The 19,433-nt window shown below is 75.3% G+C and carries 19 protein-coding genes and 1 pseudogene; 7 read left to right on the top strand and 13 right to left on the bottom strand.

The window, feature by feature from the left end:
* Position 1 precedes the first annotated feature (1 nt).
* Positions 2-1,432, bottom strand: coding sequence for a MocR-like transcription factor YczR (locus RTG05_RS01315; protein WP_166527119.1), 1,431 nt, complete (start codon positions 1,430-1,432; stop codon positions 2-4).
* A gap of 58 nt (positions 1,433-1,490) precedes the next feature.
* On the opposite strand from RTG05_RS01315, the gene RTG05_RS01310 reads away from it, so the two are divergent.
* Positions 1,491-2,090, top strand: coding sequence for a membrane protein YczE (locus RTG05_RS01310; protein WP_315912215.1), 600 nt, complete (start codon positions 1,491-1,493; stop codon positions 2,088-2,090).
* Here the strand turns inward: RTG05_RS01310 and RTG05_RS01305 are convergent.
* Entirely contained in the window at positions 2,083-3,156 is a 1,074-nt protein-coding gene (locus RTG05_RS01305) for an MFS transporter (RefSeq protein WP_166527117.1), read from the bottom strand. The two genes, RTG05_RS01310 and RTG05_RS01305, sit on opposite strands and share 8 nt — an antisense overlap.
* 194 nt (positions 3,157-3,350) lie before the next feature.
* On the opposite strand from RTG05_RS01305, the gene RTG05_RS01300 reads away from it, so the two are divergent.
* The 4 genes from RTG05_RS01300 to RTG05_RS01285 all read left to right on the top strand — a co-directional run bounded on the left by RTG05_RS01300 (position 3,351) and on the right by RTG05_RS01285 (position 7,481).
* Positions 3,351-3,953, top strand: coding sequence for a TMEM165/GDT1 family protein (locus RTG05_RS01300; RefSeq protein WP_315912214.1), 603 nt, complete (start codon positions 3,351-3,353; stop codon positions 3,951-3,953).
* A gap of 118 nt (positions 3,954-4,071) precedes the next feature.
* Positions 4,072-5,577: a diguanylate cyclase domain-containing protein gene (locus RTG05_RS01295; protein WP_166527116.1), complete on the top strand. Its 1,506-nt coding sequence runs from the start codon at positions 4,072-4,074 to the stop codon at positions 5,575-5,577.
* An 18-nt stretch (positions 5,578-5,595) separates the two neighbouring features.
* On the top strand, positions 5,596-6,594 hold the full coding sequence (locus RTG05_RS01290) for an ABC transporter ATP-binding protein (protein WP_166527115.1): 999 nt from the start codon (positions 5,596-5,598) through the stop codon (positions 6,592-6,594).
* Complete coding sequence (locus RTG05_RS01285; protein ID WP_315912213.1) at positions 6,591-7,481, top strand: ABC transporter permease; 891 nt, start codon at positions 6,591-6,593, stop codon at positions 7,479-7,481. Before RTG05_RS01290 ends, RTG05_RS01285 begins: the two co-directional genes overlap by 4 nt.
* 28 nt (positions 7,482-7,509) lie before the next feature.
* Here RTG05_RS01285 and RTG05_RS01280 read toward each other — a convergent pair whose 3' ends face one another.
* Both RTG05_RS01280 and RTG05_RS01275 read right to left on the bottom strand, forming a co-directional pair.
* Positions 7,510-8,226, bottom strand: a complete 717-nt coding sequence (locus tag RTG05_RS01280; protein ID WP_315912556.1) for a phosphotransferase enzyme family protein — start codon at positions 8,224-8,226, stop codon at positions 7,510-7,512.
* 147 nt (positions 8,227-8,373) lie between these two features.
* Positions 8,374-9,105 carry a hypothetical protein gene (locus RTG05_RS01275; RefSeq protein ID WP_315912212.1) on the bottom strand — a complete coding sequence of 244 codons (732 nt, stop codon included), beginning with the start codon at positions 9,103-9,105 and terminating at the stop codon, positions 8,374-8,376.
* On the opposite strand from RTG05_RS01275, the pseudogene RTG05_RS22275 reads away from it, so the two are divergent.
* A pseudogene (locus RTG05_RS22275) lies at positions 9,099-9,799 on the top strand (recombinase family protein); the annotation flags it as partial. The gene RTG05_RS01275 and the pseudogene RTG05_RS22275 sit on opposite strands and share 7 nt — an antisense overlap.
* A 26-nt stretch (positions 9,800-9,825) precedes the next feature.
* The gene (locus RTG05_RS01265) at positions 9,826-10,365 is read left to right on the top strand and encodes a recombinase zinc ribbon domain-containing protein (protein ID WP_315912210.1); all 540 of its coding nucleotides are present in this window, start codon (positions 9,826-9,828) and stop codon (positions 10,363-10,365) included.
* 295 nt (positions 10,366-10,660) lie between these two features.
* Here RTG05_RS01265 and RTG05_RS01260 read toward each other — a convergent pair whose 3' ends face one another.
* The 9 genes from RTG05_RS01260 to RTG05_RS01220 form a co-directional block, all read right to left on the bottom strand.
* Complete coding sequence (locus tag RTG05_RS01260; protein ID WP_208104743.1) at positions 10,661-11,428, bottom strand: rolling circle replication-associated protein; 768 nt, start codon at positions 11,426-11,428, stop codon at positions 10,661-10,663.
* A 534-nt stretch (positions 11,429-11,962) separates the two neighbouring features.
* Positions 11,963-12,973, bottom strand: a complete 1,011-nt coding sequence (locus RTG05_RS01255) for a hypothetical protein (RefSeq protein ID WP_166527113.1) — start codon at positions 12,971-12,973, stop codon at positions 11,963-11,965.
* A gap of 146 nt (positions 12,974-13,119) precedes the next feature.
* Positions 13,120-14,286, bottom strand: a complete 1,167-nt coding sequence (locus RTG05_RS01250; RefSeq protein WP_166527112.1) for an HNH endonuclease signature motif containing protein — start codon at positions 14,284-14,286, stop codon at positions 13,120-13,122.
* Positions 14,287-14,458: 172 nt separating this feature from the next.
* Positions 14,459-14,908 carry a hypothetical protein gene (locus RTG05_RS01245; protein ID WP_166527111.1) on the bottom strand — a complete coding sequence of 150 codons (450 nt, stop codon included), beginning with the start codon at positions 14,906-14,908 and terminating at the stop codon, positions 14,459-14,461.
* The gene (locus RTG05_RS01240) at positions 14,905-15,378 is read right to left on the bottom strand and encodes a hypothetical protein (RefSeq protein WP_166527110.1); all 474 of its coding nucleotides are present in this window, start codon (positions 15,376-15,378) and stop codon (positions 14,905-14,907) included. Before RTG05_RS01240 ends, RTG05_RS01245 begins: the two co-directional genes overlap by 4 nt.
* A gap of 66 nt (positions 15,379-15,444) precedes the next feature.
* A complete protein-coding gene (locus RTG05_RS01235; protein ID WP_166527109.1) occupies positions 15,445-16,176 on the bottom strand; it encodes an SGNH/GDSL hydrolase family protein in 732 nt (243 codons plus the stop codon).
* Entirely contained in the window at positions 16,173-17,294 is a 1,122-nt protein-coding gene (locus RTG05_RS01230) for a glycosyltransferase (protein ID WP_166527108.1), read from the bottom strand. The genes RTG05_RS01235 and RTG05_RS01230 overlap by 4 nt, the downstream gene beginning before the upstream one ends.
* Positions 17,294-18,421, bottom strand: coding sequence for a glycosyltransferase family 4 protein (locus RTG05_RS01225; protein WP_208104742.1), 1,128 nt, complete (start codon positions 18,419-18,421; stop codon positions 17,294-17,296). The genes RTG05_RS01230 and RTG05_RS01225 overlap by 1 nt, the downstream gene beginning before the upstream one ends.
* Positions 18,422-18,518: 97 nt before the next feature.
* Positions 18,519-19,424, bottom strand: coding sequence for a haloalkane dehalogenase (locus RTG05_RS01220; protein ID WP_166527107.1), 906 nt, complete (start codon positions 19,422-19,424; stop codon positions 18,519-18,521).
* Positions 19,425-19,433 lie beyond the last annotated feature (9 nt).

The following is a 19,433-nucleotide window of genomic DNA, read 5'->3' as shown; positions in this document are numbered from 1 at the left end:
GTCAGACCACCGCCAGCTCACGCGGCTCGCCGGCGGGCGGCCGGGCGCCGGTGGCCGCGGCGTCCGCGCGGGCGAGCAGGGCGACGCCGCGGCGCAGCACCTCCGGCGGCTGGGTGTAGGGCAGCCGCAACCGGTCGTCGAGGGCGTGCCCGGTGCCGAACAGCGGCCCGGCGGCCAGCCGCAGCCCCAGCTGCTCGGCGGCTGCCACCACCGCCCGGGAGCGCGGCGTCGGCAGCCCGCACCACAGCACCAGGCCGCCGGCCGGCTCGGGCACCCGCCAGGAGGGCAGCCGGGCGCGCAGCTCCCCCGCCAGGACGGCGCGCCGCTCGCGCAGCCGCTTCCGCAGCGCCGGCAGCTCGGCGTCCAGCCCGTCGAGCAGCACGCACGCGGCCAGCTGCTCGACGACCGGCCCGGACATCGACGTCGCGACGGCGACCGTGGTCAGCCGGCGGACGACGTCGGCCTCGGCGCGCACCCACCCGACCCGCAGGCCGCCCCACGCCACCTTGCTCAGCGTGCCGACCGAGACGTGGCCGGCGCCGAACGCGGCCAGCGGCGGCGGCGCGGGCACGTCCAGGCCCAGCTCGGCGAACGTCTCGTCGACGACGGCCGGCACGCCGGTGCGGCGCAGCGCCGCCGCCAGCCGCTCCCGGCCCGGGACGTCGAGCAGCACGCCGGTCGGGTTCTGGAAGTCCGGCATCAGGTAGGCCGCGGCCGGCCGGACGGCGGACAGCGCCCGCTCCGCGGCGTCGAGGAAGGCGGCCGGCTCGTCGGCGTCCAGCCCGACGGGGACGACGCGGGCGCCCAGCGCGCGGGCGGACTGCAGGGCGTTGGGGTAGCTCGGCTGCTCCACCAGCACCCGGCGGCCGCGGCCGAGCAGGGCGGCGAAGGCGACCGACACCCCGTGCAGGGCCCCGTTGGTGACGAGCACCTGCTCCGGTGTCGTGGGCAGGCCGCGCGCGGTGTAGCGCCCGGCGACCCGCGCGCGCAGGTCGGGCAGGCCGGCCGGGTGGTAGCCGTGGGAGGACAGCAGCCGGGGCAGCTCCTCCAGGGCCGCGGCCAGGGCGGCGGGCACGGCGGCGGGCGCGGCGGGCGCGGCGTGGGCCAGGTCAATGGCGCCGTCGTCCACCGGGCCGGGCACCCAGGCGCCCCGGTGCGGGCCGGCCGGCAGCGCGGCGAAGGTGCCCGCCCCCTGCCGCGCGGTGGCCCAGCCGTCCTCGCGCAGCCGGGTGTAGGCGGCGGTCACCGTGGCGCGGCTGACCGCCAGCGCCGCCGCCAGCTCCCGCTCGGCCGGCAGCCGGGTGCCCAGCGGCACCCGGCCGTCGGCGACCAGCCGCCGGACCCGCCCGGCCAGCGCCGCGTACCGCGGCGGCCGGTCGGTGGCGAGGTCGCCGACGAGCGCGGCGAGCGCGCGGGCCGACGTCGACTCCATGCCACCTCTCCCGGATTGGCCTGTGGTGTGCGGGCCAATCCTGGCGCAGGATCGAGGGGTGCACCAGCCCGTCCGCCGCCTCGTCCAGCTCTACGCGGGCCTGCTGCTGTACGCGTTCTCGATGGCGCTCCTGGTGCGCTCGGGCCTGGGCGTGATGCCCTGGGACGTGCTGCACCAGGGCCTGGCGCGGCAGCTCGACTGGTCCCTCGGGGTGGTGACCATCGTCGTCGGCGCCCTGGTGCTGCTGGCCTGGTTCCCGCTGCGCGAGCGGCCCGGGCTGGGCACGGTGAGCAACGTCGTGGTCATCGGGGTGGCGCTGGACGCCGTCCTGGCCGTGCTGCCCGAGCCGTCCTCCCTCGGCGTCCGCGTGGCGCTGGTGCCCCTCGGCGTGGGCCTCAACGCCGTCGCGACGGCCGCCTACGTCGGCGTGCACCTCGGACCCGGCCCCCGCGACGGGCTGATGACCGGCCTGGTCCGCCGCACCGGACGCTCGGTGCGGCTGGTGCGCACGACGATCGAGGTCGTGGTGGTCGCGGCGGGCTGGCTGCTCGGCGGCACGCTCGGCATGGCCACCGTGCTGTACGCGCTGGCCATCGGGCCGCTCGTGCACGTGCTGCTGCCCCGGCTGTCGGTGCGGCCGCCGGCGCCGGTCAGCTGACCGGCCGGCGCAGCCCGGCGGCGACCACCGGGACGACGGCCAGCACGAGCACCGCCACCGCCAGCACCCCACCCGCCGCCCACGCGGCGAAGACCAGCAGCCCGGCGAGCTCGACGCCGAGGCCGGCGACGGAGGTGACCGTCGCCCGGCGGGTGCTCTCGATGCGCTCCTGCAGCCGTGCCTCGGCCACCACCAGCACGGCGAGGTAGAGCCCGTAGGAGACCGCGACGACGACCAGGGCCGCCGGCCCGGGCAGCACGGCGACCGCCGCGAGCAGCAGGCCGGCCAGCGCCAGCAGGGCGGGCAGCACCCGGTCGGGCAGCCGCTCCACCCGGCCACCGAGCGCCGCGCCGAGCGCCCCGGCCAGCGCGACGCCCAGCACCACGGCCGGGACGGCGACCGTCGGCACCCCGCGGTCGGCGGCCAGCACCGGGAAGTACTCCTCCACCGCGTCCAGCCCACCGACCAGGGCCACCGCGACCGCGGTCAGCCGCAGCGCCGGGACCCGCACGACGTCGGCCACGCCGCGGCGCAGGGTGCCCAGCAGCGACCCGCCGTCCGTCTCACGCGGCGGCTCGGGGAAGCGCAGCGCCAGGCCCGCCCAGGCCAGGCAGACCGCCGCGCTGGCCCAGCCGACCAGCGGATAGCCGCCGACGGCGTACAGCGCGCTCGCCGCGGCCGCCGTCGGGACCTGGACGAGCAACTCGGCGGCGGTCATCCAGCCGTGCACCCGGGCGAACGCCGACCCGGCACCGACGTCGGCCAGGCCGTCGTGGACCAGCGCCTCCACCGTCCCGGAGACCAGCGCGCCGGCCAGCCCCCAGACGGCGAAACCGGCGGCGAACCCCGCGGACGAGGGGGCGAGCGTCCACACGGCGAAGGCGACCGCCTGCAGGACCCCACCCGTGGCGATGGCCCCGCGGCGGGACCACCGGTCGGCCAGCGCACCGGCCGGCACCTCGGCGAGCACCGCGGTGACCGACCAGACGGCGAACAGCAGGGACAGGTCGGCGGCGGACAGCCCGGTGTCGAAGAACAGCAGGGCGTAGAGCGGGTAGAGCGGCACCAGCTCCGACAGCGCGGCCCAGCCGACGGCCAGCCGGGCCAGCGGCCGGGCGGCGGGTGGCAGCGCGGACGGCTCGGTGCGTCAACGGAACGGCATCCCGGGACCGTAGCGCCGGGTCCGCGGCCGCGCACCGGCTTTCCCGACCCCCGCGACTAGGCTCGCCCGGGCCCGGCGGTCGAGCGGAGGGGAGCACCGTGCTGTCCCTGACCGTCGTGGCGACCGCGTTCGTCCTCGTCCTGCCGGTGGAGCTGCCGGACAAGACGCTGTTCGCCAGCCTGGTCCTGGCCACCCGCTTCCCGCCGCTGCCGGTCTTCGTCGGGGTCGGGACGGCGTTCGGCCTGCAGGTGGCGATCGCGGTCACCGCGGGCAGCCTGCTCTCGCTGCTGCCCGAGGCGCTGGTCAGCGGTGTGGTCGCGGTGCTGTTCCTGGTCGGTGCGGTGCTGCTGTGGCGCAGCGCGGCCGACGGCCCGGAGGACGCCGGCGAGGTGGCGGCCGGCCGGGAGGGGACGTCGTCCCTGCGCGCGGCCGCCATCTCCTTCGGCGTGCTGTTCGCCGCCGAGTGGGGCGACCTGTCCCAGCTGGCGACCGCGGGGCTGGCCGCCCGCCTGGACGACCCGGTGTCGGTCTTCGCGGGGGCGTGGGCCGCGCTGCTCACCGTCTCGGGCCTGGCCGTGTTCCTCGGCGGCCGGCTCGCCGACCGGCTGCCCGTGGCGCTGATCCGCCGGGTCGCCGCGGTGCTGTTCCTCGTCTTCGCGGTCGTCGCGGCGGTCGAGACGGTGCGCACACTCACCGGCTGACGGCGTCCCCCGTCGGAGGTGGGTGGTAACCCTGGAGCTCGACGCAGCCCCGGTGGCTGCCGTTGGGACGCAGCGGGCCTCCCGGCCCGGTCACTCCAGCAGCGGGGGACGAAGGACGATGGGTCGCAGCACCGACATCGGGGCACCGGACGCGCTCGGCGCCCGGCAGGCGGAGCTCCTGGAGAGCGCGGGCCTGCTCGACGGCGTGCCCGACGCCGACCTGGACGCCATCGTGCGGCTGGCCGCGGCGGTCACCGGGCTGCCGATGGCGGCGGTGCACCTGTTCGACGCGGACACCCAGCACCAGGTCGCCACGCACGGCTTCCCCGCCGCGTCGATGCCGCGCCCGGACACGCTGTGCGCCGTGGTCCCGCGGCCGGCCGGCGCGGTGCTGGTGGTCGACGACCTCGCCGCGGACCCACGCTTCCGCGACCACCCGCTCGTGGACGGCCGGCTGGGCCGGGTGCGCGCCTACGCCAGCGCCCCGCTGGAGATCGACGGGACGCCGGTGGGCAGCCTGTGCGTCTTCGACGACCAGCCGCACCGGTTCCGCGCGAGCGACGGCGACCGGCTGGCCGACCTGGCCGCGCTCGTCGTCGGCACCTTCCACCGCCGGCGCCAGGCGCTGCAGCTGGCCGTGCTGGCCGCGGAGAGCCAGGCCGCCCAGGCGCAGGCCGAGGCGGCGCACGCCGGGCTGGTCCGCACCGAGGCGTTCAGCCGGGCGCTGCTGGACGCGCTGCCGGTCGGCGTGGCCGCCACCGACCCGGCGGGCCGGCTCACCACCGTCAACCGGGCGCTGCGCGGCTGGCTGGGCCTGGATGAGCGGCCGGTCGACCTGGCCGGCCTCGAGCCGGCCGACCTGCCCGCGGCGCTGTCGCTGGTGGACGGCTCCGGGCGGCCCCTGGCGCCGGAGGACCTCGCGCTGCGCCGGGTGCTCGACGAGGGCGGCGTGCGCGACCGGGACGCCGGCATCGCCCTGCCCGGCCAGCCGGTGCGGCTGCTGTCGGTCGCCGGCACGCAGGTCCGCGGCGAGGACGGGCGGCTGCTGGGCGCCGTCCTGACCATGGCCGACGTCACCGCGCAGCGCTCGCTGGAGGCCGCGCTGCGCACGGCGGCCCTGCACGACCCGCTGACCGGCCTGGCCAACCGCACGCTGCTGGTCGACCGGTTGGAGCAGGCGCTGCGGACCGGTCGGCGCACCGGCACCCCGCTCACGCTGCTGTACTGCGACCTGGACGGCTTCAAGGCGGTCAACGACACCCTCGGGCACGCGACCGGTGACGAGGTGCTCGTCGAGGCCGGCCGCCGGCTGGCCGCCGCGGTGCGGCCCGGGGACACCGTGGCCCGGATGGGCGGCGACGAGTTCGTCGTCCTGTGCCCGGACCTCGGCTCGCCGACCGCCGCCCGGGACGTCGCCGCGCGGGTGGCCGCGGCCTTCGCCGCACCGGTGCGCACCTCGACCGGCGCGCAGCACGCGATCGGGGTGAGCGTCGGCGTGGCGCTGTGCTCCGCCGAGGACACCGCGGAGTCAGCGCTGGGCACCGCCGACGCGGCCATGTACCGGGTCAAGCAGGCCCGCCGGTCCCTCGCCGCCGGGGCGTGTCCCGGCCGCAGCGCCGGGTAGCCGTCGGTCGGTGGGAGCATGGCCGTGGTGGACGCGGGTGGAGCAGGAGGACCGGGCGACGCCGCCGTCGAGGTGGGCGACCTGGTCAAGCGCTACCCCGGCCGGCCGGCCAACGCCGTCGACGGCATCTCCTTCACCGTGCACCGCGGGGAGGTCTTCGGCCTGCTCGGCCCCAACGGCGCGGGGAAGACGACGACCCTCGGCGTCCTGACCACGCGGGTGCTGCCGACCTCGGGCACCGTCACCGTCGCCGGGGTGGACGTCGCCGCCGACCCGGTGACCGCGCGCAGCCGGCTGTCGGTGGTGCCGCAGCGGTCCAACCTGGACCGTGCGCTCACCGCCCGGCAGAACCTGGTCTTCCACGCCGCCTACCACGGCGTCGGCCGGGCCGAGCGCAACCGCCGGGCCGATGCGCTGCTCGAGCAGCTGGGCCTGGGCGGCCGGGGCGGGGACAAGGTCGACGAGTACTCCGGCGGCATGGCGCAGCGGCTGCTCATCGCCCGGGCGCTGATGCACGCCCCGCAGGTGGTGTTCCTCGACGAGCCGAGCACCGGGCTGGACCCGCAGGCCCGGCTGTTCGTGTGGGACCGAGTGCGGGAGCTGCGCGACGGCGGGGTCACCGTGGTCATCACCACGCACGACATGGACGAGGCGGCGACGCTGTCCGACCGGGTCGGGATCATGGACTCCGGGCGGCTGCTGGCCTTGGACACCCCGGCCGCGCTCACCCGCGCGCTGCCGGGCAGCGCCACGCTGGACATCGACGTCGCGCGCGCCGAGGACGACACCGACGAGGCGGTGCTGGCCGCGCTCGCCCCGCTGGCCGAGCGGGTCGAGCAGGTCGCCGACGCCTCGGGGCTGCGCGCCCGCCTGTACCTGTCCGGGGACGCCGCGGCCCTGGTCGGCCCGGTGTCGGAGGTCCTCGGCGCCCGGCGGGCCCGGCTGACCGGGGTGCGGATCGGGGAGCCCAGCCTGGAGGACGTCTTCCTCAACCTGACCGGACGGGAGCTGCGATGACCACGGGGGCGACGAGCACGGGGACGACGAGCACGGGGACGACGGACACCGGCACAGCCGCACCGGGCTCCGGCGGGGGCCTGACCGCCCGGGTCGGCGTGCCCGCGCCGCGCCCGCCGGCCGTGGGCCGGGCCTTCCGGGCGCTGCTGTGGCGTGACGTGTTCGTCACCGGCCGCGAGCTGGTGCCCTTCCTGCTGCAGGTGGTGCTGCAGCCGGTGTTCCTGCTGTTCGTCTTCGGCAAGGTGCTCGTCGAGCTGGGCTTCGCCACTGCTCAGTACTCCGACGTGCTGCTGCCCGGCGTGATCGCGCTGACCGCATTCCTCACCGCGCTGCAGAACACCGCCTTCCCGCTGGTCATCGACTTCTCGTTCACCAAGGAGATCGAGGACCGGCTGCTCGCCCCGCTGCCCACCTCGCTGGTTGCCGTGGAGAAGGTGGTGTTCTCGGTGCTGCGGGCGCTCATCGCCGCGGCGGTGATGTTCCCGATCAGCTGGTGGGTGCTCGGCGCGCTGCCCGTGCAGTGGGCCGACCTGCCGGTGATCACCGCCTTCCTCGTGCTCGGCTCGATGGTCGGCGCGGTCATGGGCATGACGCTCGGGACGTCGGTGAAGCCCAACCGGATCAACGTGGTGTTCGCCGTCGTGCTCACGCCGCTGCTGTTCACCGGCTCCACGCAGTTCCCGTGGCAGTCGCTGGACTCCCTGCGCTGGTTCCAGGTCGTGTGTGCGCTCAACCCGCTGACCTACGTCAGCGAGGCGCTGCGGGCGCAGATGGCCCCGGAGGTGCCGCACCTGCCGCTGTGGCTGTGCGCGCTGGCCCTGACCGGCTTCCTCGTCGTCTTCGGCGCCACCAGCCTGGTGGGTTTCCGCCGCCGCGCACTGGACTGAGGACGCCGCCCGGCGCCGTCGGCCGGCCTCAACCGACAGCGTCGCGGAGCCGGCGCAGCACGCGGCGGGCGTGCTCCGGCTCGACCGTCCAGCAGGTGGCCACCTCCCACGCGAGGGCGGCGTCGCGGACGACACCGGGCACGTCCGTGCCGGCAGCCGGGGGTAGGGCAGCCAGGTCGAGAGCCGGGACGTCGACGCGCGCCTCGTCCCAGTCGAGGACGGCTACCTCGCCCTCGTCGTCGATGAGCAGGTTGCCCGCGTGGAGGTCGCCGTGCACCACGCAGCGGCCCTCGGCCCCCGCTGCGCCGTCGGTCAGGGCCAGACGCCAGGTACGGCGTACCAACGCGGCCACGTCGGGGGGCATGGCCTCGAGGTCGACGTCGGCACCCCGACCCGCTCGCAGCAACCCGCGCAGGTCGGCCGAGCCCGGGCGCTGCCGCCAGCCGCGGGTGACCTCGTGCACCGCGACCACGGCACCGGCCACCCGACGCCAGTCCTCGGCCGCTCGCGGCGGGTGGCCCCGCAGCCTGGTCTGCACGACCACCCCACCGTGCGACCGCCGGCCGTCCTCCGTCTGCACGGGGACCGGGACACGGAGTCCCGCCGCGCCCAGGACCTCGAGCAGCTCGAGCTCCCAGGCGAGGGACGCCAGAGGGCGAGACGACCTGCGCACCACCAGCGGGAGGCGGCCGCGGTACGCGGCGAACACCGTGGAACGCGCGCCTGCGGCCAGCACGCCCGTCATCTCCACCCCCGGCCACCGGGTGAGGTCCGACGGGAGAGGTGGGGGCACCTGACCTCCCTGCGTCACACGATCAGGCCCGTGCCGGCCGCACCCGTTCCCGCGGAGACGCCGGCGCCCGTGGGCGGGCAGGGCGAACCGCGGACGGGGTCATGGTCCGCTGCCGACCGCCGCTCCGGCAGCCCCGGCCTCGGCGGCGAGGCGGCGGACGAAGTCGCGGTGGCCCATGAGGACTCCGACGGCGTAGCGCAGGTCCATCCGTTCGCCGTTGACGGGCATGGCGTCGGGGAGGTCCGGTTCGCCGGCCGGGAACAGTGTGTGGCTGATCGTGGCGTTGGTTCCCTGGACATCGGCCCGTCCCCGGCCAACGGTGTGCTCGGCGGGTCGGGGCAGGCGACCCACGGCGCCAGGCGGTGCGGGGTGACCCGTCGGTCGTGCGCCGGGTCGTCGCCCTGGCCGGCGGCAGGCCACCCGTCTCGGGTGGTGTGCCCCGGCGCGCTCGGTGGCGGCGGCGGCGTTGCGGGCCCGTGGCGTGGGGCGCCGGCCGACCGTGCTGTCGATGGGATGGACGCCGGTCCAAGAGTCGGCGGTGGTCGGTCGGTCCGTGTCGCGGTCGGCGCTGCCCGAGGCTGCGGGCTCGGTGGTGGCGTCGGTGGTGTCCCCGACACCTCCCCGGCTGACGGGTCGCTCCTCCACACCGTCCAGACCGGTGGTGAACGCGGCATCGGCGGTGCCCCAGACGTGCCGGCCGTCGGGGGTGGTGACCGCCAGCCGTCCGCCGGGGCGGGCGATGGTCAGGTCCTGGTCGTGGACCAAGCCGTGGTCGACGTCGCAGAGCAGGACCAGGTTATCGACGCGTCGCGCGTCTGCCCCCTGTGACAACCGTGAAGGCAGCAGCCGTCTACGCCCGGATCAGCAGCGACACCGAGGGCCGGGCCCTGGGCGTAGCCCGCCAGGTGGAGGACTGCCGCCGCCTGGCCGAGCAACTGGGCTGGCCTGTGGCGCAGGAGTACATGGACAACGACGTGTCGGCCTACTCCAGCAAGGCCCGCCGGCGTACCAGCAGCTGCTGGCCGACCTGCGGGACGGGCGGCGGGATGCGGTGATCTGCTATCACGTGGACCGGCTGACCCGCCGCCCGGTGGAGCTGGAGAGCTTCGTGGCCACGGTGGACGCCGCCGGAGTGCGTCAGGTCAGGTTCGTGGCCGGGGACATGGACCTGGGCACCGGGGACGGCCTGCTAATCGGGAGGGTCATGGCGGCGGTGGCGGCGAATGAGTCAGCGGCCAAGAGCCGGCGGGTGCGCCGCAAGCTCGACCAGCTGGCCACCGAGGGCCGGCCACACGGCGGCGCGCAGCGCCCGTTCGGCTACGAGCCCGACAAGGTGACCGTGCGGCCAGACGAGGCTGAGGTCATCCGAGCCCTGGTCGCTCGGTACGTGGCCGGGGAGAGCTTGCGGTCGCTGTGCACGTGGCTGGACGCCGAGGGCATCCGCACCGTCGGCGGCGGGGAGTGGCGCAGCCCCACGCTGCGGGGCCTGCTGCGCTCAGGGCGGATCCCCGGGCTGCGCGAGCATCGCGGCGAGGTGATCGGCCCGGCCGCGTGGGAGCGATCATCACCCCGGCCGAGCGGGACAGAGTGCTGGCCCGGATGGCCGAGCAGACCATCAGCGGACGGCGCACCCCGCGCCGCTATGTGCTGTCCGGGCTGCTGCGCTGCGGGCGCTGCGGCGGCAAGCTGTTCGCCTCGCCCCGCGAGAACAGCCGCCGCTACGTGTGCCTGTCCGGCCCCGACCACGGGGGCTGCGGACGGCTGACCGTGGTCGCCGAGCCGCTCGAGCACCTGCTGACTGAGGCGGTTCTGCAGCGGCTGGACGGCCCCGAGCTGAGCCAGCTGCTCACCGGCGACACTCAGGCAGCCGAGCTCAGCGAGGGCCTGGCCGCCGACTCCGAGCAGCTCGACCAGCTGGCGGTGATGTTCGGCAAGCGTGAGATCAGCGCCCGGGAGTGGCGAGCCGCGCGGGAGCCGATGAACGGCGCATGCGCGATCGGGAACGGCAGCTGCGCGTCTCCACCCAGACTGAGGCCCTGCTTGGCCTGCCCGGGCAGGCAGGAGAGCTGCGCCAGCAGTGGCCTGTGCTGAACCTGACCCGGCAGGCGGCGATCGTCTCAGCGGTGCTCGACCACGCCGTCATCGCGCCCGGGCGGCCCGGTGCGCGATCCCTGGACCCGAGCCGAGTGCAGGCGGTTTGGCGGTTGTGACCCCGCCCGGGGCAGTCCCCTCCCGCGCTCCGCGCGGGTGCGGGGCCTGCCACCGGGTGGGGTCAGCAGCGCGGCCACCTTCGCCAGCACCGTCGGATCGGTGACCACCAACGGCACGCCCTGTTCGGCGCAAGACGCGGCCAGCCAGGCGGCCACCTGCTCGCGAGTCAGCTGGCCTATGCGAACCACACCGCCGGAGGGCCCTGCCAGCCGTCCTGGTCGGCCGAGGACCAGGACCGCTCAGGCTGGGAGCCCATGATGTCTACGGCCTGGGCCAGCAGCTCCCTGGCACTGACCCCGGCCAGACGCAGACGCTGCGGTTGGAAGCCCTGGGCGACCTCATCGCGGTGCAGTCCGCCCCAGTCCTCATCGAAGGTCTTAGACACGTACTTGGCCAGATAGCCCGCCGCCGCGCGCGTCTCATGCCAGGACGTGGCGCCGGCCGGCAGATCGCCCAGCTGTTTGATGCTTACGAACCCGCGCCCCCACGCCGCCTCGATCAGCGAACGGCGGATGTAGCGGCCCACGGCGAAGTGCACGTGCATCCCGTGGTCGGTCTTGTGCCACTCCGGCACCCACACGTAGGGCAGCGGGCGTCCGCCCAGCGACGCCCGCAGCGCCTTGAAGAACGACGCCACATGCAGCCGCAGCTCGCCCGGGTCGTGACAGCCCTGCCCGCGGTAGGTCAGCGTGCCTAGCCGGTTGAGCCGATTGGACGCGCAGTAGCGGCGCAGCTTGCTCCGCGCCCGACGCCCCGCTTCGACCCGAGCCCGCTCCGGATCGGAGGCTGCCCCGCGGATGCCGGAGTAGTGCCGCCGACCGCTGGCGGTGAAGCTGCCGCCGCCCTCTCCGGCTTGCGGATACAGCGACAGCGACCAGCCAGCATCCGGGCGAGCCAGGCGACGCAACGACGGGCAGGGGATGTGCGGTGGTGCGGCACTCACAAGGAACTCCGATGCGCGATCCAACAGGGATCGCCGGAGCCCGCTACCGCTAGCGGTCACCAGTGCGCGTTCAAGGTTGAGACAGCGACAACGAGGCTCCGACTTCTCGGCACGCACCGAGCTGGGCATCGGGTCGTCGAGGAAGAGCCATTGGGCGTAGGTCGCCTGCCTAGCGTCGCCCGGCCCCTCCCAGGGGAGCCCCTACCAAGTAAGAAGATCGCGGCCGGCCCTGGGATGGTCTCGTGCCGGACTGCTGCGCTTGCCCCATGTTTTAGCAGAGGGGGTGAGCGCGCCGCGCGCACCACGCCGAGGTGCCCGCCTCGCCGCCGTGCTGTCCCCCACCCGCGCAGTGCTGCCGCGCGACCGTTCGTCCTCGGCCCCGGGGGGCCTGCGGGCGCTGCGTCGCTTTGCCACCGAACCCTGGAGACAAGCGCCCAGACCCCGCCCCTGCCCACTGCAAGTTATGTTGCTTCTTCAAGTCAAGGCGACGGCTCCGCCGTCGCGCCGTGACCGTCTTCTCATCCCCATCGGGGTCTACCTTGGGTCCACGGGACTATGGCGGAACAAGTTGCTGTCGCGGAACAAGTTGAGAGCTGCCAGAGACAACCTCGGGTAAGCGCCTTCCCCTGAGGTCTTGTCCGTCAGTGAAATAAGCACTGCGGCTCCGATGGCTCGTGGCCGATCACCGGTCGACGTTTCTTTAAGTGATGTGGACTCCAACCGGTTGAGCTCGGCGGCGATCACCTCATCATGGCTAGCGGCACTTATAAGTGCATTACCGATGATCTCTGAAGCCCGCGGATCCTCCGCATAGCTTTCGAATAGGCGTGTCGCCATCTGTTCAGCAAATCGTTGTCCAGCCACGCTGTCGTAAAAGGACCGGGGTCGGTTTGGGAGTAGGAACGGTGGCAGATCCATGTCAAGGGCTCCAAGGACTTGCACAAGTAGCGCCCGACAGCGCGGGGTTACCGCCGCACAGAGCTCGTACGCCTCCCTCTGCAGCGGCTCCAAGTCCTCAATGTCGCCGAAGGCGCCTCCCAGTATCAGCGTGATCGGGACCATCCCGTCCTCGCTGTCCGCGACCCCTTCTCCCTCCTCATCGATGAGGTGGCGCACCGTGATTGCCGCCTGCCCGCATAAATTTCGCCACTCCCAGCATGTCTGCAGCATTTCCTTGTCTCGTGTCCTGAGACAGACAATCGCGAGTCGATCTGCCATGCTGGCGAGTTCCTCAAGGGCACCCAGAGCTTCGCTGTTTCGAGAAAGGACGGTCGCCGTCAATCCTAGGCTTTTTCTATGACTGGAATACAAGATCTGCAACATCTCCGCGAGAGCCGACTCTCTCTCTGTCTGCCGTCTAATCTGTCTCTCAACATCGGGTCCTATGACCCACGTAGCGACTGCTGTGACCACGGCCCCGACGATCACGCCGGCGAAGATGGATAGGGCGGGATTGTTGTCGCCTGTGATTGCCGCAACCCAAGCCGCCAATGGCACCACCGTCGAGACGAAAATCAACGCGACATGTTCGCGCGCCCACCTCACCGTTTGCCGCCACCCCGCGCGCAAATGAGCCAACCAAAGTATTCGCAAAAGTCACCCTAGGTGCGTGCCGCAGTCGCTTATCGACGCGTCTGGACTCCGGAGTTTAGGCGCGGGGCCCGCCGCACCATGCGGCCACAGGGGGCTGCTTAGCAACTTGTGAGGTTGTCCAGGTCGGTGCGCCCGCCGAACAGCCAGTGCCGCAGGTGGTGGGCGTGCAACCGTTCGGGTCGGGTCTCGGGGCAGCCGGGGCGGGCGCAGCCGCCGTCACGGGCCAGCAGCGCCCGGCGCTGGCCGGCGCTGGCGCGGCGCCGCCGGCGGCCCAGGGCCAGCGGTTCGCGGCCGGTGTGCAGCAGGGTGACGGCGGTGGCGTCGCAGGCGATCCGGCGGGCCTGCGCCGGGGTGAGCGCCGGCCCGCCGGCCAGGTGGGCGACGCCGGCGGCGGCGTCGTCGGCCAGTACCGCGGCGTCGACGTGCAGCACCACCTCCCGCCGCGGCGGGCCGCCGGGGCGGTGGTCGACGTGCACACCGGTGCGGGCCAGTGCGGCCACGGCGGCCAGCCGGCGGGCGGTGACGCGTTCGGCGGCCAGCCCGGGTGGTGCGTCGTCCTCGGCGCACCGGCGGCTCAGCTCCTGCCGTTCCCGCCAGTCAGCACCGGAGACGGCACCGGCGGCGGCCCCCTCACGGGCGCGGGTGTTCTGGGCGCGTTCGCGGCGAGCGTCGCGTTCGGCCACCGACTCCACGGCGGCCAACCAGTCCGCGCCGTCCTCCGGGCGCATCCGCAACCGCACGTTGAGCATGCCGTCGTCGTCCCACCAGGACTCGAAGCGCTCCTCGGGCTCCGGGAGCGGGCCCTCGCGCTCGCTGTCCCAGTCGTCGGTGGCCGCGAGATCGGCCCGGTCGGTGCGCCGCCAGGTGCGGGTGAAGCGTTCCAGCTGGGCGGCGGTGGTCTCCACCGCCAGGTCCAGCAGCGCGGCCTCGGTGTCGGGTTCGGCGATGCGGGTCAGCGCGCGCACCTTGGAGTAGGAAAGCTGCCCAGCGGCGAACGCGGCCTCGGTGCGCGGCAGGACCCGCAGCGCGCGGGCCACCCGGACGTGCTCCCGGGCCGGGCCGAGGGACAGGCCGCACTGCCAGGACAGCCAACTCGCGCAGGAGCGGATGCCGACGCCGTGCCAGCCGCCGCGGTCGTCGAACTCCGCGACCAGCCGCAGCCAGGCGGCGGTCGCTGCGGCCAGCCGGACCGCGCCGGCGGTGATCGCCGCGGCCAGCTCGGGCAGCGGGCTGCCGGACGGGTGCGTGCCACCGGGGTCGGACACGTCGCCTCCTTCGCTCAGGTGTCCGGAGGCTACGACCGGCCACCGACAGAACCTCAGGTCAGCGCGGCGCAGAAGAAGGAAGGCGTCTCCGCGGAGACGCGACAGCCAGTGGCGGGCGCGGGCCTCCCACGTTCCCGCGGAGACGCGTTCAGCCCGCGGTCACCAGGCTCCCTCAACGGTGGGCGGCGTCCTCCAGCCAACGCTGCAGCGCCGCTGCCCGCTCCTCCAGCCGCCGCTGTGGCCGGCTCTGCGGCGTCTGCGTGGCGACCACGGGCAGGGTCGACCCGTCGGTGAGCAGCAGCTCCAGCTGCCACGCCGACCCGGGACCGCGCCGGCGAGCCACCGTCACGCGGTCGACGTCGGCGCGCTGCAGCCGGCGCGTCGACAGCCGGTTGCGCACCACCAGCGAACCGTCGGCGTACGCGCGGGCCCGGCTCAGCACCGTCGCGGTGTTGAAGGCGAGGACGCCGACGTAGAGGGGCAGGACCACGGCGGCCACCGTCGGCGAGAAGTCGTCGAGGACGATCGGCACCACGACGACGGCCGGCAGCACCGAGAGCACGTACAGCACGACGGCCGGACCCGGCGGGCGCAGGTCGAGGACGACGTCCGCTGGGGTCACGGCGGTGGTCCTGGCCAGGCGTGGCCCGGGGCTTCCACCCAGCGGCGCAGCTCCGCGACCTGCTCCTCCAGGCGCCGCCGAGGCCCGGGCAGCGGCAGCGTCTCGGTGCCGACGAGGGGCAGGGTGGACCCGTCGGTGAGCAGCAGCTCGACTTGCGCGAGCGATCCGAAGCCGCCCTGTCGCCCCAGGACCACCCGGTCGATGTCGGCACGGTCCAGCCGGCGCGTCGACAGCCGGTTGCGCACCACCAACGAGCCGTCGGCGTAGGCGCGGGCCCGGCTGAGGTGCGTGGCCGTGTTGTACGCGCCGATGCCCAGGGCGAACACCACGAAGACGACGGTGAACAGCGGCGGGCCCTCGGTGCTCAGTGCGATCACCACCATGACGGGGAGCACCGCGAGCGAGGCGTAGTACAGGACGGAGACGAGGGCCGGTGGACGGAGCTCGAGGACGACGTCCGGGGAGGTCACGGCGGTGATCTTCGACAGCGGCGGCCGCGGGGGCCACCGGCCGCCACGATCAGGTGACGCCCCGGCTCAGGTGCGGGCCAGCTCCAGCGCCGTCGCCGTCACCCCCCGCAGGTGACCGGCCAGCCAGGGTGCTCCGTGCCGCGCCGCCCACAGCACCTCCCGCACCACCGACGGGCCGCCCGCGGGCAGCGACGGCACCGGCGGCAGCGCCAGGCCGAGGCCGGCGCGCTGCAGCACCTCCGCCGCGGTGCGGGCGATCCGCCCGTGCAGCTCGGCCGCGGGGTGCACCCGATCGACGTCCCACGAGCGGCGCTCCTGCACGCCGGGCACGGCCGCCAGGTCCAGGACGTGCACCCCGGGGAGGACAGCGAGGAGGTCCACCGCGCCGTTGACCTCCGCCACCCGGCGCAGCACCGCGGAGCGCACGGGTGCCGGCAGCGGCAGCAGCCGGCACGGGTCGTGCAGGCGGCCGAGCAGCACGGTGGCGCCCACGCCGCGCAGCGCCTGCACGACCGCGGTCAGGTCACGGGCGAAGGACCGGCCGCAGAAGCCGCCCCGCGCGATGTCGTTGAGCCCCACCAGCAGCGTGGCCAGGTGCGGCGCGGCCGCCACCGCGGGGGCCAGCTGGCCGGCGCGCAGCTCCCGCAGCCGGGCCCCGGGCACCGCCAGACAGGTCAGCTCGGCGTCCGGGACGCCGCGGGCCAGCAGCACCGGCCAGGTCCGCTCGGCCGGCACCCGGACGCCGACGCCCTCGCCGCAGCTGGTGCTGTCCCCCAGGGACACCACGCGCACCGTCACGCGGCCACCTCCCGGCCGGCCGCCCCGTGCAGGGCGAGGAACCCGCGGACGGTGCGGTCCCACGGGAACTGCTCGGCGCGCAGGCGGGCCCGGTCGCGGCGGGTGGCTTCCCCCTCGGCGAGGAGTGACTCGACCGCGTCGGCCATCTGCGCCGCGGTCCCGCCGGCGGCGACACCGGCCGCGCCGACCACCGAGGGCAGCGCGGAGTCGCGGTGCACCACGACCGGCGTCCCGCAGGCCAGCGCCTCCAGGGCGGCCAGGCCGAAGGTCTCCACCGGCCCGGGCGCGAGCACGACGTCCGCGGCGCCGAGCAGGCCGGCCAGCGCCGGACGGTCCCGGACGTGCCCGAGGAGGCGCACCGGCAGGCCGGCCGACCGGCGCTGCAGCGCGCCGCGCGCGGGACCGTCGCCGGCCACCACGAGCTCCGCGGGCACCCCCCGCCGGCGCAGCTCGGCCAGCGCGGCCACCGCGAGGTGGGGACGCTTCTCCCGCGACAGCCGGGTGGCCGTCGCCAGCAGCACCGCCCCGTCCCCGGCGTACCGGAGCCGGGCGGACCGGTCCGGCACGAACGCGCCGGCGTCCACCCCGAGCGGCACCGTGGACACCGGGACGCCGAGGCGGGTGAACTCCTCCGCGGCCCACGCCGTGGTGCAGACGACCGTGCCGAACGCGGCGGCCAGCGCGGCGTTGGACCGGTCGGCCAGCGCGTCGCCCCACCGGTGCACGGCCGGCCGCGAGGGCAGCCACTGCCGCAGCCAGCGGTCGAGCCGCTCGTGGCTGACCACCAGCGCCGGCACACCGGACCGCCCGGCCCAGCGACCCAGGCCGCGCAGCGTCGTCCGGTCGTGCACCTCCAGTCGGTCGGGGGTGAGGTCCTCCAGCGCCCGGACGACGCGTCGTGGCGAGGCGTGCACCCGGTAGCCGGTGCCCGGGACGGCGGGGCCGGGCAGCTCGACCCGCCGTCCCCCCGCCGTGTCGACCACGGCCGCCCGCTCCCCCGGGACGACCTGGACGACCTCGTGGCCGGCCGCCGCGTACCCGGCGGCGAGGTGGCCGAGCGCCGTCCGCAGCCCGCCGGAGGTGGGCGTGACGAAGTTGGCCACCTGCACGATGCGCATCAGGCTGCCCGCACGGCGGCGGGGCCCGGCCGACCGAGGGCGTCGGCGTAGTGGCCGACCAGCTCGGCGCCGACGGCCTCCCAGGTGCGGCCGCGCACCGCCCACCGCGCCGCCCGGGACATGCGGTTGCGCCGGTCGGGGTCGGTGGTCAGCTGCTCGACCCGGCGGCGCAGGTCCGCGGCCGAGCCGGGCTCGAACAGCAGGCCGGTGTGCCCGTCGGCGACCACGTCGAGCAGGCCGCCGGCGGCCGGGGCGACCACCGGGACGGCGCTGGCCAGTGCCTCCTGCGCCGCCTGGCAGTAGGTCTCCGACGACCCGGTGTGCACGAACACGTCGAGGGAGGCCACCGTGCGGCTGAGCTCCGCCCCGCCGAGGAACCCCGGGAAGGCGGCGCCGGGGAGCAACTGCTCCAGGGCGGCCCGCTGCGGGCCGTCACCGACCACCACGAGCCGGACGTCGGGCAGCCCCTGCAGGGCGGCGAGCAGGTGGACCTCCTTCTCGCGGGCCAGCCGGCCGACGTAGCCCACCAGCAGCTCGCCGCGCGGGGCCAGCCGGCGGCGCAGCCCCAGGTCGCGGTGCGCAGGGGAGAACGCCCGGGTGTCCACGCCGCGGGCCCACCGGCGCACCCGCGGCACGCCGCGCGCCTGCAGCTCCTCCACCGTGGCGCGGCTGGGGGCAAGCGTGCAGGCCGCCGAGCCGTAGACGCGGCGCAACCGGGCCCACACCGCCCGGTCCACCCCGGTCGTGACGCCGTAGGAGGCGGTGAAGCGGACCAGGTCGGTCTGGTGCACCGCGACCACGGGCACGCCCAGCCGGCGGGCGGTCCGGGCCGCCTGCGCGCCCAGCCAGGCCGGGCTGGCCAGGTGGACGACGTCCGGGCGGAAGTCTCGCAGCGTCGTCGTCATCCCGGGCCAGGGGCGGCCCACCCGGAAGCCGGCGTAACCGGGCAGCCGGACCGACGGCGTCCGGGCCACGCGGGCCCCGGCGTACTCCGTCGGGCCCTGCCCCGGCGCGACGACGAGCACCTCGGCGCCGCGCCCCTGCAGCTGCTCGCAGACGCGCAGCACGCTGTTGGTGACGCCGTTGACCTGCGGCAGGAAGGACTCGGTGACCACGACGACGCGCATGCCGCCCAGGGTCGGCCGCGGTCCCCACCGGCAGGGCGACGGCGCGACCGTGATCAGGTGAACGGCGCGCGAAGCCTCGTCCGCGGCCCCCGGGGGTCTAGCGCAGCGTCGGGATCCACTCGGCCAGCGCCCGGCCGATCTCGTGCGGTGAGTCCTCGGGGACGAAGTGCGACCCGGGCACGGTCACCTCGGTCAGCGCGGCCCACTTCCGCACGAACGCCCGCTGGCGGCCGACCAGGATGGAACCCGGCTCGGCGTTGAGGAACAGCTTCGGGACGGCGCTGCGCTTCATCGACTGGCCGTAGCGGGACACCACGTCGCGCACCAGCGGGGGCACGTTCTCGATCGGCAGCTGCCGCGGCCACTCCAGCGTCGGCCAGCGGTGCGCCGGGTCGGCGAACGGCTGCCGGTAGCGGTCGTGCGCCTCGGGGGTCAGGCCGCGCAGCACCGACGCCGGCAGGATCCGCTCGACGAAGACGTTCTTGTCCAGCACCGCCTCCTCCCCGCCGTTCCCGCGCATCCGGTGGAACACGCCGCGCGCGGCCGCCGGCCAGTCGGCCCAGGTCAGCGGCGTGACCAGCGCCTCGGTGAAGGCGATGCCGCGCACCGCGCCGGGATGGCGGTGCGCCCAGTCGAAGCCGAGCGCCGAGCCCCAGTCGTGCAGCACGAAGGTGACCCGCTCGGTGGCGCCGACCTGCTCGAGGAACCGCTCGACGAAGCCGGCGTGGGTGGCGAAGGAGTAGCTGCCCGGGCCCGGGTCGGGCAGCCGGTCGGACTCGCCCATGCCGATGAGGTCCGGCGCCAGGCAGCGGCCCAGGTGCTGCACGTGCGGGATGACGTTGCGCCACAGGTAGGACGACGTGGGGTTGCCGTGCAGGAAGACGATCGGGTCACCCTCGCCGACGTCGACGTGGGCCATCTCCAGCGTGCCGTCGGCCCGGCGGTCGACCCGGACGCGCCGGCGGGGGAACGGGTCGACGGGCGAGACGTCGTCGGCAGACATGCCGGAGAT

This window comes from Geodermatophilus sp. DSM 44513, assembly GCF_032460525.1.
Classification (GTDB): domain Bacteria; phylum Actinomycetota; class Actinomycetes; order Mycobacteriales; family Geodermatophilaceae; genus Geodermatophilus.
Note: the sequence above shows the minus strand (reverse complement) of the source record. Positions and strands in the feature narration are given on the sequence as shown.